Below are 13589 nucleotides of genomic sequence, written 5' to 3' on the forward strand. Positions count from 1 at the left end.
CTCCCTTAGCTCAGGTTGCCGTAGTCACGGTTGTTTTCGAACGGCGCTTGTTGCATGCCGGCCATGTGCGGGGGCAGATCCATCTGGTTCAGACCGCGACCGTTCTGCACCATCGGGAACACGTTTTCGGTCTGGTCGGTACGGAAGTCGATGAATACCAGGCGCTCTTTGAGGCTGGGGCCAAACGCTTCTTTCAGTACCGGCTCAACGTCAGCCGGGTTCTCGACCTTGAAGCCGACGTGGCCATAGGCCTCGGCCACTTTCACAAAGTCAGGCAACGCATCCATGTACGACTCGGAATAGCGCGTGCCGTAGAAGAACTCTTGCCACTGACGCACCATACCCAGATAACGGTTGTTCAGGCTCAGCACCTTCACCGGCGTGTGGTACTGCTTGCAGGTAGAGAGTTCCTGGATGTTCATCTGGATGGAACCCTCACCGGTCACACAAGCAACCTGGGCGTCCGGGTTGGCCAGTTGCGCGCCCATGGCGGCCGGCAAGCCAAAGCCCATGGTCCCCAGACCACCGGAGTTGATCCACTGCTTGGGGCGACGGAACTTGTAGTACTGCGCCGCCCACATCTGGTGCTGGCCGACGTCAGAAGTCACGATCGCCTCGCCGTTGGTCACGTTCCACAGCGTCTGGATCACGTGCTGCGGCTTGATGACTTCGGTGGACGGGGTGTACAGCAGGCTGTCGGGCTTGCGCCATTCGTTGACCTGTTTCCACCAGGCTTCCAGGGCCGACGGGTTCGGACGCAGACCGGATTCACGCAGTTGCGCGATCATGTCGGTCAGCACGTGCTTCACGTCGCCGACGATTGGGATATCCACCTTCACGCGCTTGGCGATCGAAGAGGGGTCCACATCAATGTGGATGATCTTCTTCGGGTTGGACAGGAAATGGTTCGGCACCGAGATGACGCGATCGTCAAAACGGGCGCCCACGGCGATCAGCACGTCGCAGTACTGCATCGCCAGGTTGGCTTCATAGGTGCCATGCATGCCCAGCATGCCGACAAAATGCGGATGCGTGCCATCCAGCGCGCCCAGACCCATCAGCGTATTGGTGACCGGAATGCCCAGAATATTGGCCAGTTCGGTCACTTCCTTGCCGGCGCGGCCCTGCACTGCGCCACCGCCCACATACAGGAACGGGCGCTTGCCTTCAGCGATCAGCTGGACGGCCTTCTTGATCTGGCCAGGGTGACCCTTGGTCGGCGGCGAGTAGCTGCGGATCGCCACGGATTCCGGGTACTTGTATTCGGTCTTGTGGATCGAGACATCCTTGGGGATATCGATCACAACCGGGCCCGGACGGCCGGTGGCGGCAATGTAGAACGCTTTCTTGATGGTCTCGGCCAGATCGCGCACATCCTTCACCAGGAAGTTGTGCTTCACGATCGGACGCGAGCAACCCACCATGTCCACTTCCTGGAAGGCATCCAGGCCAATGGCGCTGGTGCCCACCTGGCCGGAAATGACCACGAGGGGGATGGAATCCATATAGGCAGTGGCGATACCGGTCAGCGCGTTGGTCGCGCCCGGGCCGCTGGTCACCAGCGCTACGCCTACCTTGTCGCTGGAACGCGAGTACGCATCAGCCGCGTGAACGGCAGCTTGCTCGTGACGAACCAGGACATGCTTGAATGCGGTCTGACGGAAGATCGCATCATAAATTTCAAGGACTGCGCCACCAGGATAACCGAAGACGAATTCAACGCCTTCTTCCTGCAGACAGCGCACCAGTATTTCAGAGCCCGAAATCTCCATGGGTCAACCTTTGTGCATAACGAGTTAACGGATACAGGGTCGCAATGGACGTGTCCGCACAAGGCACAGGCGAAACTGCAATGGAAATACACACGCGCTGTCAGAGAACAAGCGCGGGAAAGCGATCCGCCATGGTCTTGTTCGCGGGGCGTGTTCACGCATAAGGCGTAAACAGCACGCACTGCGATCCTGAATTGATCTGTACCGGGCTTGCCGCCGTCAAAGAGCTCGCATAAACGGTAAAAACCGGGCCGTATCGAAAGTTAACCGTACCGTGTTACGCGATTGATGAACGCGGGTGTGCGTACATCCGTGCGTATGGCGCGGCTCTTCTTGACGACCAGGGGGTGACCCGTTTGTGCAACCCTACATGCAAGGGCTTGTGGCCCGCAAAGTGACGACCAGATATAAATGCGCTGGCGGTTGCCGTTCGGCGCGAGCAGGCTGAGTAGGCCGGCTCGCATTACTTGACTGGTGTAGAACGCAAAACCCTACCCGAATCAACGCCGCTTGGCAAGCCTTGCGCGCTCCTGGTGCGTCTGGTGGCCGGTTTGGGGCGTGATCGGGCCGCACCGGGCAGGTTTCCGGTTTCATTGCGGGGTTTTACGATATGTAAATCGCTCAAATAATCAGGGACATCCTTACAGCGCTTTGTTAAGATTCGCGGCTACCTGATAACCCTTTCTGCCTCTGAACAAGGCGGTGTACGGAGAGAGCACCCTGGACGCAACGGACAAGCTGACGGCATTTCTTGCCGAGGTAGAGCGCCGGGCGTTCAAGCAGGCGCAATACGCCGTGCAGGATGAAGATACCGCACTGGATATCGTGCAGGACGCCATGATGCGGCTAGCTGACCGCTATGCCAGCCGCCCGCCGGAAGAATGGCCCATGCTGTTCCAGCGTATCCTGCAAAATGCCATCCGCGATCATTTCCGGCGCCAGAAAGTACGCGGTTTCTGGGTTACCCTGTTCTCTGCGTTTGAAAGCAAGGATGACGACGGCGACGCCGGTGATCCGATGGAGTGGCTGGGCGCGGATATGCAGGCGCCAAGCCCTGAAGAAGAGCACGATCAGGCCCGCACCATGGCCCTGATCGAAGAAGGGGTGGCACAATTACCTGCGCGTCAACGCGAAGCCTTCATGCTGCGTTACTGGGAAGAGTTGGACGTTGCTGAAACCGCCGCCGCAATGGGGTGCTCAGAGGGCAGTGTGAAAACCCACTGCTCGCGCGCCACGCATGCCTTGTCACAATGGCTCCAGCGGCGTGGTATAGATTGGTATGGAACACGGGGAGGGACGCAAGAATGAATGGTCCGTCTATGAACGAACGCGATTTTGGTCGACAAGTGAAAACGGTGCTGGATCAGGCACCGGTCAGCGCCAGGGTAGAGGCTCGCCTTGCGGCAGCCCGCCAGCGGGCGGTGGCGCGCGCGGCTGAAATACAGCGTCGTCCCGTGCTGGTTACCCGGCTTGCCGGCGCCTCCCACTGGTTCTCTGAAAAATGGCACGCCCATCCGGCCGCCTGGAGCACCGGGGTCGCCTTTGCCCTCTTGCTGGCTTTCAGTGCCGCCTGGCAGGTGCAGGTGCATAGCGTCGAAGCCGAGCGCACTGCCGTCGATGTCCAGATGCTGGCCGATGAAGTGCCGCTGGATACTTTTATCGATACCCGGTTTGAACAATGGTCCAATACCACAGCTACCGAACGCGACTGATCCTCGTTGCCGGCACCTTGCTGTCGGCCCTTTTGCTTGCGCCTGCCGCCTGGGCCGATCCGGCCGAATGGGCCGGGCTTGATCCGGCACAGCGTGCAGTGCTGGCACCGGTGGCAGGTCAGTGGGACCAGTTGCCGGATGACTCCAAAGCCACGCTCATGCGCGTGGCCAGGCGTTACGAAAATCTCTCCCCCGAACAGCAAGACCGCGTGCGCGACCGGATTGGCCAGTGGGCCAGCATGTCGCATGAAGAGCGCGAGCGTGCGCGGGAGAACTATCGCAAGTTCAAGGCCATGAGCCCGGCGCAACGCCAGCAACTCATCCAGCACACCAATGCCACCACCAGCGCCGCACCGCATCCCAATGGCGCGGCGCATGCTGCGGGTGCCAAGCACTGATGGCGGGCCTGGCGGGTCGTGCCGGCTGGTGGCGCCGCCTGTTTGCGTGGTGCTATGAACTTCTCTTGCTGATCCCGGTATTGCTGCTGGCTGGCGCGCTGTTTCAGGGCCTGTTCCAGTTGCTGACCCGTTTGCCGGTCGATCAGATTTCCCATTTGCCCTGGGCCCGCAACCTGTCTTTTGTCTGGTTGCTGATCACCATGTTTGGCTATTTTGCCTGGTGCTGGAAACGCGGCGGGCAGACGCTGGCCATGAAAACCTGGCGTATCCGCCTTGAAAGCGTGACGGGTGAATGTCTGTGCTGGCGCGCGGTGCTGGTGCGTTTTGTGATTGCGCTGATCTGCTTTGCGCCGGTGATCCCACTGTGGCTGATGGTGCGGCTGGATGCAGCATGGCTGCCCTGGGCGCAGTTCTCGCTGGCCTGGTGCATCATCCCGTTTGCCTGGGCCTGGTTTGATGGCGACAAACAGTTCTTACACGATCGCCTTGCCGGCACGCGCCTTGTCTTTGCGCCCAGACAGCCACGCCAGCAGCAAGAGCAGACCGCCTGAGGCCAGCGCCGCCCAGTCGCCCCAGCGTGCATACGGGGTTTCTCCCGTATAGTTCTGCGCCGTGCCTTCCAGTACCGCCCGTTGCCGTTCCGGCAGCACCTTGATCAACTGGCCTTTCTCATCAATGATCGCCGTCATGCCGGTATTGGTGGCGCGCAGCATCCAGCGCCCGGTTTCCAGCGCACGCGCCTGCGACATCTGGGTTTGCTGCCAGGCTGCCCAGGAACCATCAAACCACGCCAGGTTGGACACATTCACCAGCAGGGTGGCTTGCGGCAGTGCGTTGATGATCTCGCGACCATACACGTCTTCGTAACAGATATTGGGCGCCAGCCGGGTGGTCGGGCCAATCTTGAACGGTGCCTGCTTGGCCGCGCCCGGCGTGAAGCCATCCAGCGGCATGTTCAGATAGTGGTACATCCAGCCAAACAGCGCCGGCACCGGCACAAACTCGCCAAACGGCACCAGGTGGTGCTTGCTGTAGAGCGGCATGTCCGGGGCGGTCAGCAGCATGACCGAGTTGTAGTACTCCTCTTTGTGCGGCCCGCTCAGGGGCACGCCGGTCACCAGCGCGCGGGGCTCGACCGCGGCGCGCAGATAATCCAGATACCAGTCTGGCGTGTCAGAGAGGAAAGACGGGATGGCGGTTTCCGGCAGGATGACGATGTCACCCTTGGCCTCGCGCGTCAGATGCAGATAGATGCGCAGATTATCCAGGTAATGGGCCTGCGCCCATTTTTCATCCTGCGGGATCGCACCCTGAGCCAGACTTACGCTGACCGGTTTGCCAACCGGCTGGGTCCAGGCCACGTACGACAAGCCAAAGCCCGCCAGCCACACCGCCAGCACCCCGGCCCAGGCGGCCGGTTTGCGCGCAAAAGCGGCCAGCCCGCCGACGGACAGCGCCAGGATCAGACCAACGCCATAAACGCCGATGATGGGCGCATAACCGGCCAGCGGCGTCATGGGGATTTGTGACGTGCCGACGGTGGCCCACGGGAAGCCGGTAAACAGCCAGCCGCGCAGCCATTCGCTCAGCATGAATGCGGCCGGCAAGCTGATGGCCATGCGCCGCCAGGAATTGCCACCCAGCTTGTACCCCAGCCATGCGCCCAGCGCCGGGAACAGGGCCAGATACATGGCCAGCAGGAATACGCAGCCGGCGGCCATCCAGGCGGGCATGCCGCCGAAGGTGTGCAGGCTGATGAAGATCCAGTAGATATTGGCGCAGAAGTAACCCAGGCCCCACGCATAACCTTGCCAGGCGGCGCGTTTGCCGGATTCAGCCTTGCCGGCAAACACAAACAGCACCGCCAGGCCCAGCCACATCAGGGCAAAGGCGCGGACCGGTGCATAGGCAAACACAGTCACGGCGCCGGCGGCGGCCATCAGGGCGCTTTGCCCGGCACGCAGAGAAGAAAATCGCATGGTTGTTATTTCTGGGTAGGGCAAGGCGCCGGGGCGCCGGGTCAGTCTTCTTCGCCAATCGGCGCGGTGATTTCAGGCAGTTTTTCGATCAGTACGCTGTGAACGCGACGGCTGTCGGCCCGCACGATCTGGAAGCGGTAACCTTCAAACGCAATGGTCTCGCCCCGCTTGGGCACATGACCAAACTTGCTGGTCACAAGGCCGGCGACGGTATCGAACTCTTCATCGGTGAAATCCGCGCCCAGCGCTTCGTTCAGATCACCGATCTCGGTCAGACCCTTCACGCGCCAGTGGCCCTTGCGGTCCAGCACGATATTGTCTTCGGATTCGTCGTAATCGTATTCGTCTTCGATATCGCCGACGATCTGTTCCATGACGTCTTCAATGGTCACCAGACCGGCCACGCCACCGTATTCATCGACCACAATCGCCATGTGGTTGCGGTTGTTGCGGAAGTCTTTCAGCAGTACGTTGAGACGCTTGGATTCCGGGATGAACACCGCCGGGCGCAACATGTCCCGCAGGTCGAACTCTTCATCCAGCGCGTAATAGCGCAGCAGATCCTTGGCCAGCAGCACGCCCAGCACATTGTCTTTGCCGCCGTCGATCACCGGAAAGCGCGAGTGGGCGGTTTCAATGACAAAGGGGACGAATTCATCCAGCGGGGTGGAGATGTCGATGACATCCATCTGGCTGCGCGGCACCATGATGTCGCGCACCTGCATGTCGCCAACGTTCAGAACGCCTTCGATCATGGCCAGCGCGTCAGCGTCCAGCAGATGGCGTTCAAAAGCGGAGTGGAGGATTTCTACAAGCTCGCCGCGGTCTTCAGGTTCACGCAGCAGGAAGTGGGTCAGTCGCTCAAGCCAGGAGGGCTTGTGCGACGTGGAAGGCTGTGAGGCCTCGTCCATAAATGTGATTGCTCCTTGATGCCTTTAAGCAAAATCGACGAAAAAAACCGGTAAAACAAGGTTCACCTGCGGTTTATTCGTCGATTTCCTCATCGAGGCGATACGGGTCATCATAACCCAAAGACATGACAATCTGGCTCTCCAGCGCTTCCATCTCTTCGGCTTCATCATCCTCAAGATGATCAAAGCCCTGCAGATGAAGCAAGCCGTGTACCAGCAAATGGCAGTAATGCGACTCCAGGGTGATGCCCTGTTCCGCCGCTTCGCGCTCGACTACGGGTGCGCACAGCACCAGATCGCCCATCAGCGGCAGGCCGGGAATCTCCGGCATGTCACCGTCTTCATCAAAGGTAAAGGTCAGCACATTGGTGGCGTAGTCCTTGCCGCGATACTCGCGGTTCAGGGTCTGGCCTTCTTCGGCGTCCACCACGCGCACGGTGACTTCTGCCTGCTTCACATTGGGGCGCAACGCCGCCTCTGCCCAGGTTTTGAGCTGGCTTTTGGGCGGGATGCCGGCGGCGGCAGATTCAATCTGCAGCGCCAGTTTCAGTTTCTTGCTCATTCGGTCTGGCCACCTGCGGCTTGCTCGGCCCGCTTCTGGGCCTCACGCTCGGCCTTGCGCTGGGCGGCTTCGACTTCGCGCTGGCGGGTGGCCTTGTCATAGGCATCCACAATCTTTTGCACCAGCGGATGGCGCACCACGTCTTCACTGGTGAAGTAGTGCAGCGCAATGCCACGGATATTGGCCAGCACTTCCTGGGCGTCAACAAGGCCGGATTTCTGGTTCTTGGGCAAATCCACCTGCGTCGGGTCGCCGGTGATGACTGCCTTGGAGCCAAAGCCGATCCGGGTCAGGAACATCTTCATCTGTTCCGGCGAGCTGTTTTGCGCTTCGTCCAGAATCACGAACGAATGGTTGAGCGTACGGCCGCGCATGAAGGCCAGCGGGGCGATTTCGATAATGCCCTTTTCAAACAGCTTGGTGACCTTGTCAAAACCCATCAGATCGTAGAGCGCGTCGTACAGCGGGCGCAGATACGGATCGACCTTCTGCACCAGGTCACCAGGCAAAAAGCCCAGCTTCTCGCCCGCTTCTACCGCCGGGCGCACCAGCACCAGGCGTTTGACGAGGTCACGCTCCAGCGCATCAACGGCACACGCCACGGCCAGATAGGTCTTGCCGGTGCCGGCCGGGCCAATGCCGAAGGTGATGTCGTGTTCCTGAATGGCGCGGATGTACTGCGTCTGGCGCGGCGTGCGGCCGCGCAGATCAGAGCGGCGCGTGCGCAACTGGGTGGCACCGTCTTCCGTGCCGTCGTATTCGGCCGGATTGGACAGCTCGATGATGCCCAGCTGGATGTCATCCAGCTCCAGGGCTTCATCGGCCTCGTTGTAGAAGTGTTCCAGCGCGGTGATCGCCAGCTCCACTTTCTTGCCCGGGCCGGACACCTTGAAGTGCTCCTGGCGGCGGGCAATGGTGACGTCCAGTGCGGTTTCGATCTGCTTGATGTTCTCGTCAAGCGTGCCGCAAAGATTGGCCAGCCGACGATTATCGACCGGGGTAAAAGAGACGGTTTGCGTATTCAAGGTGAGTCTGTTTTCCACAACAAAAGGGTGATGGCCGGGCAGGCCATGCAGCCATGCCCGGTCAGCGGCCCTGGAACCGGTGCTTAGTGACGCGTGCGGTTACCACGGCCCGGGCGGCTGGCGCGCGCTTCGCTTTGCTCTTGCCAGTATTCGCGGATGGTGGGGATCACCTCCGGCAGGGCCGCGGCCAGATTGTGTTCAAACTGGGCCAGGTCTTCGCCTTCGGCTTGCGCCTGGTTGCGCGCATCTTCATCGGCGCAGTCCAGAATCGGCGAGATCAGCTGGACGGCGTCTTCGTCGTCCATCATCGGCTGCCAGCCGCGCTGGTTGAGCGAGGTACCCAGCATGAAGCCGTAGCACCACTGCTGCACGATATCCAGATTGCGCTCCTGATCCAGGTACACCATCGGGGTGAATGACGGCGGCTCGGCGTTGAGTTCGTCAGTCAGGTGGTTGTACAGGCGCAGGATCAGGCCTTCGATATGTTCTTGCTGCGCGCGGCTTTCCCATTCCGGTTTTTCACCGTGTTCGCCCCAGACGAGGCCAAACCAGGAATCAGGCGCCAGTTCTTCAGGGCCGACCAGCTGTGCGGTCAGAAAACCGTGCAGCATGGAGATATCCATGGACTGGATCGGCGCGGCGTCAGACTCCAGGAACGTCGCCAGTTCGTCCAGTTCGGTTTCGGTCAGGGTGGCGAGCAATTCGTTGTCTTTAGGAGAGGGCATTCAAGGTTTCCTTGCCGTAATCACAGCTCAAACAGACTGCGATGGATTTTCACAACGACCTTGCGGACATGTTCCGGTCCGTTTTGCGTCTGGCAACACGGGCGGTGAATGTCATCCGGGAAAAACACCGCGAACATGCCGGGCCCAAGGTCAAAAAAGGCTTCATTCGCGGGTGGGGCAAAGAAAGCGATATCGTGCTTGTCCCACAGATTTTCAATCACCGATTCACCTGACTGGCCCCGCCGGGCCACGCCATAGCGCTCGGTGCCCGACAGCACCAGCTGGATATCCACATGTTCAACATGCGCTTCCGGCCGGTGTTGTCCGGCCGGGGCGGTCAGCGGGGTCTGGATCATGAAGAACATGCCTTCATGGTCCAGCGGGTATTTGCCGGCAGCCATACTGGCCAGATCAAGCCCGGCCAGCGCTGCAAGCGCCGTGTTTACCGGGGCGGGAAAATACCCGCGCCGGTCTTGCCAACTGGAGAGATCACTCAGAATCATGGTGCATGTCGCGCAAATGTGAAACCAGGCTTAGAGCGTCACGCTTTCAACGGTGACAATCTCGCCTTTCAGGCTATGAGGCAATGCAGCTGTGACCCGCACGTTGACGAACGAGTTCACCAGGCGCGGATGGCCATCAAAGTTGACGATCCGGTTGTTGTCCGTACGGCCGGCCAGCTGCTTGCTGTCCTTGCGGCTGATGCCTTCCACCAGCACGCGCTGCACGGTGCCCACCATATTGCGGTTCACGTCGTCGGCCAGCTCCTGAATGCGCGCTTGCAGGCGCAACAGGCGTTTGGTCTTTACGTCTTCCGGTACGTCATCGGCCAGATCGGCGGCCGGTGTGCCCGGGCGACGGCTGTAGATAAAGCTGAAGCTGGCGTCAAAACCAACGTCATCGATCAGCTTCATGGTCTTTTCGAAGTCGTCTTCGGTCTCGCCCGGAAAGCCCACGATGAAGTCAGACGACAGGCAGATATCCGGCCGCGCTTCACGCAGTTTGCGGATCAGTGACTTGTATTCCAGCGTGGTGTAGCCGCGCTTCATGTTCACCAGCACGCGATCAGAACCCGCTTGCACCGGCAGATGCAGGTGGCTGACCAGCTTGGGCAGCTTGCGGTAGCAATCGACAATGCGTTGCGTCATTTCACGCGGATGGCTGGTGGTGTAGCGAATGCGCTCGATGCCCGGCACTTCGTGCACGTATTCCAGCAGCATGGCGAAGTCAGCGATGTCGTCTTCGTCGCCATCAAGCATGCGGCCGCGATAGGCGTTCACGTTCTGGCCCAGCAGCGTGACTTCTTTCACGCCTTGCTGCGCCAGACCGGCGATTTCGGCCAGCACATCTTCAAACGGACGGCTGACTTCCTGACCGCGCGTATACGGCACGATGCAGAACGAGCAGAACTTGGAACAGCCTTCCATGATCGACACAAACGCCGTGGCGCCTTCCACGCGTGCGGGCGGCAAGTGGTCGAACTTCTCGATCTCCGGGAAGGAGATATCCACCTGGCTTTTGCCCGAAGAACGGCGCTCGGCAATCATGCCCGGCAGGCGGTGCAGCGTTTGCGGGCCAAACACGACATCCACATACGGGGCGCGTTTGACGATGTGCTCGCCTTCCTGGCTGGCCACGCAGCCGCCCACGCCGATCACCAGATCAGGCTTGAGCTGTTTCAGATGCTTGACCCGGCCCAGATCGCTGAACACCTTCTCTTGCGCCTTTTCGCGCACGGAACAGGTGTTGAAGAGGATCACGTCCGCTTCTTCAACGTTGTCGGTCTTGGTCATGCCTTCGGCTGCGCCCAGCAGATCTGCCATTTTGTCCGAGTCATACTCGTTCATCTGGCAGCCGAAGGTTTTGATGAATACTTTCTTGGTCATTGCTGGGAATTCTTCTGTTGCTTGATAACGGCTTCTTGCTGCTTCAGTTCAGTCGGGGTCAACAGCCAGATTTTCCAGACGTTGCCGTTGGCCTCGGTGGTGTACCAGATGTCCACATCCTTGGGGACTTGCTGCGCCGGTACGATCAGGTTGTTGGTGCCATACACGCGAATAGCCGCCGCCGGATTGCGGTCGGTGTCATCAATGGAGAGCGCGCCAACCCGGTAGCTGTTGAGCACGCCCAACTGGCCATTGGCCGGGAAATTGCGGTCAGCCAGCGCCAGGGCAGAGGCAAACAGGGTCAGTACGGCAAGTACAACGGCAAACGACTTCTTCATGGGTGTGTCTTATCCCGTTGAAAAACAGACAATTTTAGCAATTTGGCGGGCGCTTTGAAAGCGAGCCGGACGAGGAGGGTGCGCGGCGGGCCAGTATGACATCGCTGCATCCACTTTCGACTTTAGCGTTTAGCCGACGTTCAGGGGATTTTGCTGCGTATTTGCTGCAGTTTTCCTGACTGATGGCGCATGAAGCCCGCTCAGGCGGCAAGGCCGGCGCCATGGTATCAGCGCAAAACACCCAGCCATTTGAGGATGGCAATCAGCACGGCAGAGCCCAGCACGCCAAAAGCGATGCCCGCCAGCGAGAAATGCCCCGCCCGCCAGGCCGCACCGATATGCAGCACATCGCCAAACAACCAGCGGCCCAATGCAGAACCGATAATGCCGATCAGCATGTTGAGCACCCAGCCTTGCTGGTGGCCGGTGTCCATGACCTTGCCGGCAATCCAGCCAATAAACGCGCCGATCAGCAGGGTGAAGATCCAGCCCACGTTGCTTCCTTTACGCCTTAAACCAGCGCGCGGCCGGTGATTTTTTCCAGCGTGGCCAGCGGCGCGCGGCCCGGATCGGCCATACCGCTGGCCGGCAGGAAATACGTTTGCTCCATCATGAACTGACCCGACATCACCGCGTGGGAGGTCTGGTCAGAAAAACATACCCAGATGCAGCCCGGCGGGAACGGCATGGTTTCTTGCGGGCAGTCTTGCTGGTAGGCAAGGTCTGCCTTCATGGCGTCATGCAGATGCAGCATGATGTGGTCGTAGGCACTGCGCGGGCGCTTGGTGATCTTGAGCGCCGCCATCAAGGCAGCAGAGCCCGGCCACTGGCGCGGCACGCGCGGCAGCATGCGTCTGGCCATATCGCCAAAGGGCTCGCCCACGCGCCAGACGCGCGCCTCGCCCTTGGGGTTGATATTGGTGAACACGCGCAAGATGCGCTCGCCGTAATTGGGGCGCGACGGAAAGGCGTCCACGTGCAGGCGGCTGTCGTCTTTGCGCCAGGAGGTCTGGCGGGTTTCCACGCGGTGCAGACGCAAACTGGTCGGCGCGGTTCTGAGTTTGCCGGTGTATTCCGGAAACAGGTCACGCACCAGGTTATCGGCCGTCTGGTAATAACGGGAAATCAGCGCGCGCACCGCGTTTTCATTGTCGGCACCGCCCAGCACGCCATGGAGTTTGCCACTGGCCTGATCCAGGCTGATGTTCTTGCGCTCCGGATCAGCAATGGCCGGATCAAGCAGCCGTTGTTCCGTCTCTGCCACAGTGAAACCACTCTGCGGGAAAAACAGTACCTGGCCCGCTTCAACAGCAGCCAGCAGGCTTTCACGCGGCGGATCAAACGGTGGACGGATCTGGTTGACGGTGATGATCTGGCTCGTCATGGCATGGCTATCCATTGATGTTCAGACCCGCATGGTACAACAATCGTCAGCCTGGGTTGGAGGTGACAAAAGTCGTCCACTGCGCCCGTCAGCATGTCCGGCGCTCGCTGACGGTGCAACAAGCACTCAAGCTGACAGGATTTTGACTGCAGAAAATGGTACTCTGCTGGATTAGCCCAGCCGCGTCAGATGCGCATTGGCAGATTGCCGGGCAGAACGGACCGCATGGTGCACGATGCCGGCCGGTTTGCCGGGAACGCGCAGCCAGTCGGTAACCGGAATGCGGCGGTCGCCTTCACAGCGGACGATCTGGTACCAGCCGTTCAGGCCGGCGCCAATGGTGACAGGGCGGACTTCGATGTTGAAGTCGAAATGATTGAGATTGGCCACGATGGGCTCCTTTTCAAAAGTCGGTATGTATTTTGCTTTTCCAGAGCGGATGATCGTCTGGAGACTGACTGGTGACAGGAGCTTCGGGGTGGGGTACGTCAGAACTTGCGGGTTTTGAAGCCGGGAAAGAAGTACAACAAGGAATACCTGGAACTGCACCTGACTGAGTCAGAGTGCGCAAGATAATGCGCACAAGTTGCCTTGTCAAATATGTTGATGGGCAATAGTTACTGATACTTTCAGACGTCTCTCAATATGAAATGACAGTTTGTCTTGTAAGGGGAGTAATGCCATGAATGCAGATGAAGTCCTTGCCAAACAAGCCGGTGAAGGCGGAGCCGACAAGCCGCAAGCCAAGCGGCGCGGGCCCAGCGAAGAAGCCATCGCCAGCGCAAACCGGGCCAAGACCCTGCGTCGTCGGCAACTGGAAGATATGCTGGAGACGCGTCGTTCCGCCGAGATTGGCGATTTCTGAAACCGCCACTTGTTGTTGCAATGCTCACAAAA

Annotated in this window: 17 protein-coding genes; 5 read left to right on the top strand and 12 right to left on the bottom strand. The window is 59.8% G+C overall.

From position 1 onward, the window contains the following. Window positions 1-5 precede the first annotated feature (5 nt). On the bottom strand, window positions 6-1772 hold the full coding sequence (ilvB, locus tag IEX57_RS11930; RefSeq protein ID WP_188704598.1) for a biosynthetic-type acetolactate synthase large subunit: 1767 nt from the start codon (window positions 1770-1772) through the stop codon (window positions 6-8). Window positions 1773-2474: 702 nt separating this feature from the next. Between ilvB and IEX57_RS11935 the strand changes: the two genes are divergently transcribed. Genes IEX57_RS11935 through IEX57_RS11950 form a run of 4 tightly spaced genes read left to right on the top strand, consistent with a single transcriptional unit; the run spans window position 2475 to window position 4433 of the window. Then, window positions 2475-3080, top strand: a complete 606-nt coding sequence (locus IEX57_RS11935) for an RNA polymerase sigma factor (protein ID WP_229678870.1) — start codon at window positions 2475-2477, stop codon at window positions 3078-3080. Window positions 3081-3091: 11 nt separating this feature from the next. Continuing rightward, complete coding sequence (locus IEX57_RS11940; RefSeq protein ID WP_188704599.1) at window positions 3092-3484, top strand: DUF3619 family protein; 393 nt, start codon at window positions 3092-3094, stop codon at window positions 3482-3484. Continuing rightward, entirely contained in the window at window positions 3451-3882 is a 432-nt protein-coding gene (locus IEX57_RS11945) for a DUF3106 domain-containing protein (RefSeq protein WP_188704600.1), read from the top strand. Before IEX57_RS11940 ends, IEX57_RS11945 begins: the two co-directional genes overlap by 34 nt. Beyond that, on the top strand, window positions 3882-4433 hold the full coding sequence (locus IEX57_RS11950) for an RDD family protein (protein ID WP_188704601.1): 552 nt from the start codon (window positions 3882-3884) through the stop codon (window positions 4431-4433). The genes IEX57_RS11945 and IEX57_RS11950 overlap by 1 nt, the downstream gene beginning before the upstream one ends. Here IEX57_RS11950 and lnt read toward each other — a convergent pair. From lnt to IEX57_RS12005, 11 genes are all read right to left on the bottom strand, one after another. Beyond that, complete coding sequence (gene lnt, locus IEX57_RS11955; protein WP_188704602.1) at window positions 4356-5861, bottom strand: apolipoprotein N-acyltransferase; 1506 nt, start codon at window positions 5859-5861, stop codon at window positions 4356-4358. The two genes, IEX57_RS11950 and lnt, sit on opposite strands and share 78 nt — an antisense overlap. 41 nt (window positions 5862-5902) lie before the next feature. After that, complete coding sequence (locus IEX57_RS11960; RefSeq protein WP_188704603.1) at window positions 5903-6772, bottom strand: CorC family transporter; 870 nt, start codon at window positions 6770-6772, stop codon at window positions 5903-5905. A 73-nt stretch (window positions 6773-6845) separates the two neighbouring features. Beyond that, complete coding sequence (gene ybeY / locus IEX57_RS11965) at window positions 6846-7334, bottom strand: rRNA maturation RNase YbeY (protein ID WP_188704604.1); 489 nt, start codon at window positions 7332-7334, stop codon at window positions 6846-6848. After that, window positions 7331-8359, bottom strand: a complete 1029-nt coding sequence (locus tag IEX57_RS11970) for a PhoH family protein (RefSeq protein ID WP_188704605.1) — start codon at window positions 8357-8359, stop codon at window positions 7331-7333. Before IEX57_RS11970 ends, ybeY begins: the two co-directional genes overlap by 4 nt. Before the next feature lie 83 nt (window positions 8360-8442). After that, a complete protein-coding gene (locus IEX57_RS11975) occupies window positions 8443-9084 on the bottom strand; it encodes a UPF0149 family protein (RefSeq protein WP_188704606.1) in 642 nt (213 codons plus the stop codon). A gap of 20 nt (window positions 9085-9104) precedes the next feature. Beyond that, on the bottom strand, window positions 9105-9587 hold the full coding sequence (locus IEX57_RS11980; RefSeq protein ID WP_188704607.1) for a NanQ anomerase/TabA/YiaL family protein: 483 nt from the start codon (window positions 9585-9587) through the stop codon (window positions 9105-9107). A gap of 30 nt (window positions 9588-9617) precedes the next feature. Beyond that, entirely contained in the window at window positions 9618-10970 is a 1353-nt protein-coding gene (gene miaB, locus IEX57_RS11985; RefSeq protein WP_188704608.1) for a tRNA (N6-isopentenyl adenosine(37)-C2)-methylthiotransferase MiaB, read from the bottom strand. Further along, window positions 10967-11308, bottom strand: coding sequence for a hypothetical protein (locus IEX57_RS11990; protein WP_188704609.1), 342 nt, complete (start codon window positions 11306-11308; stop codon window positions 10967-10969). The genes miaB and IEX57_RS11990 overlap by 4 nt, the downstream gene beginning before the upstream one ends. 227 nt (window positions 11309-11535) lie before the next feature. Then, on the bottom strand, window positions 11536-11802 hold the full coding sequence (locus IEX57_RS11995) for a GlsB/YeaQ/YmgE family stress response membrane protein (RefSeq protein WP_188704610.1): 267 nt from the start codon (window positions 11800-11802) through the stop codon (window positions 11536-11538). Between the two features lie 17 nt (window positions 11803-11819). Further along, the gene (gene kdoO, locus IEX57_RS12000; RefSeq protein WP_188704611.1) at window positions 11820-12692 is read right to left on the bottom strand and encodes a Kdo hydroxylase KdoO; all 873 of its coding nucleotides are present in this window, start codon (window positions 12690-12692) and stop codon (window positions 11820-11822) included. Window positions 12693-12863: 171 nt separating this feature from the next. Beyond that, the gene (locus IEX57_RS12005) at window positions 12864-13082 is read right to left on the bottom strand and encodes a hypothetical protein (protein WP_188704612.1); all 219 of its coding nucleotides are present in this window, start codon (window positions 13080-13082) and stop codon (window positions 12864-12866) included. Between the two features lie 292 nt (window positions 13083-13374). Between IEX57_RS12005 and IEX57_RS12010 the strand changes: the two genes are divergently transcribed. Further along, on the top strand, window positions 13375-13557 hold the full coding sequence (locus IEX57_RS12010; RefSeq protein ID WP_188704613.1) for a hypothetical protein: 183 nt from the start codon (window positions 13375-13377) through the stop codon (window positions 13555-13557). Window positions 13558-13589 lie beyond the last annotated feature (32 nt).

The sequence above is a fragment of the Silvimonas iriomotensis genome (assembly GCF_014645535.1).
GTDB lineage: Bacteria > Pseudomonadota > Gammaproteobacteria > Burkholderiales > Chitinibacteraceae > Silvimonas > Silvimonas iriomotensis.

Bases quoted from the DNA above. Each gene is read 5' to 3' on its own strand.
- ilvB (WP_188704598.1), bottom strand. From the start codon at position 1,772: ATGGAGATTTCGGGCTCTGAAATACTGGTGCGCTGTCTGCAGGAAGAA.
- IEX57_RS11940 (WP_188704599.1), top strand. From the start codon at position 3,092: ATGAACGAACGCGATTTTGGTCGACAAGTGAAAACGGTGCTGGATCAG.
- IEX57_RS11945 (WP_188704600.1), top strand. From the start codon at position 3,451: ATGGTCCAATACCACAGCTACCGAACGCGACTGATCCTCGTTGCCGGC.
- IEX57_RS11950 (WP_188704601.1), top strand. From the start codon at position 3,882: ATGGCGGGCCTGGCGGGTCGTGCCGGCTGGTGGCGCCGCCTGTTTGCG.
- lnt (WP_188704602.1), bottom strand. From the start codon at position 5,861: ATGCGATTTTCTTCTCTGCGTGCCGGGCAAAGCGCCCTGATGGCCGCC.
- IEX57_RS11960 (WP_188704603.1), bottom strand. From the start codon at position 6,772: ATGGACGAGGCCTCACAGCCTTCCACGTCGCACAAGCCCTCCTGGCTT.
- ybeY (WP_188704604.1), bottom strand. From the start codon at position 7,334: ATGAGCAAGAAACTGAAACTGGCGCTGCAGATTGAATCTGCCGCCGCC.
- IEX57_RS11975 (WP_188704606.1), bottom strand. From the start codon at position 9,084: ATGCCCTCTCCTAAAGACAACGAATTGCTCGCCACCCTGACCGAAACC.
- IEX57_RS11980 (WP_188704607.1), bottom strand. From the start codon at position 9,587: ATGATTCTGAGTGATCTCTCCAGTTGGCAAGACCGGCGCGGGTATTTT.
- miaB (WP_188704608.1), bottom strand. From the start codon at position 10,970: ATGACCAAGAAAGTATTCATCAAAACCTTCGGCTGCCAGATGAACGAG.
- IEX57_RS11990 (WP_188704609.1), bottom strand. From the start codon at position 11,308: ATGAAGAAGTCGTTTGCCGTTGTACTTGCCGTACTGACCCTGTTTGCC.
- kdoO (WP_188704611.1), bottom strand. From the start codon at position 12,692: ATGACGAGCCAGATCATCACCGTCAACCAGATCCGTCCACCGTTTGAT.
- IEX57_RS12010 (WP_188704613.1), top strand. From the start codon at position 13,375: ATGAATGCAGATGAAGTCCTTGCCAAACAAGCCGGTGAAGGCGGAGCC.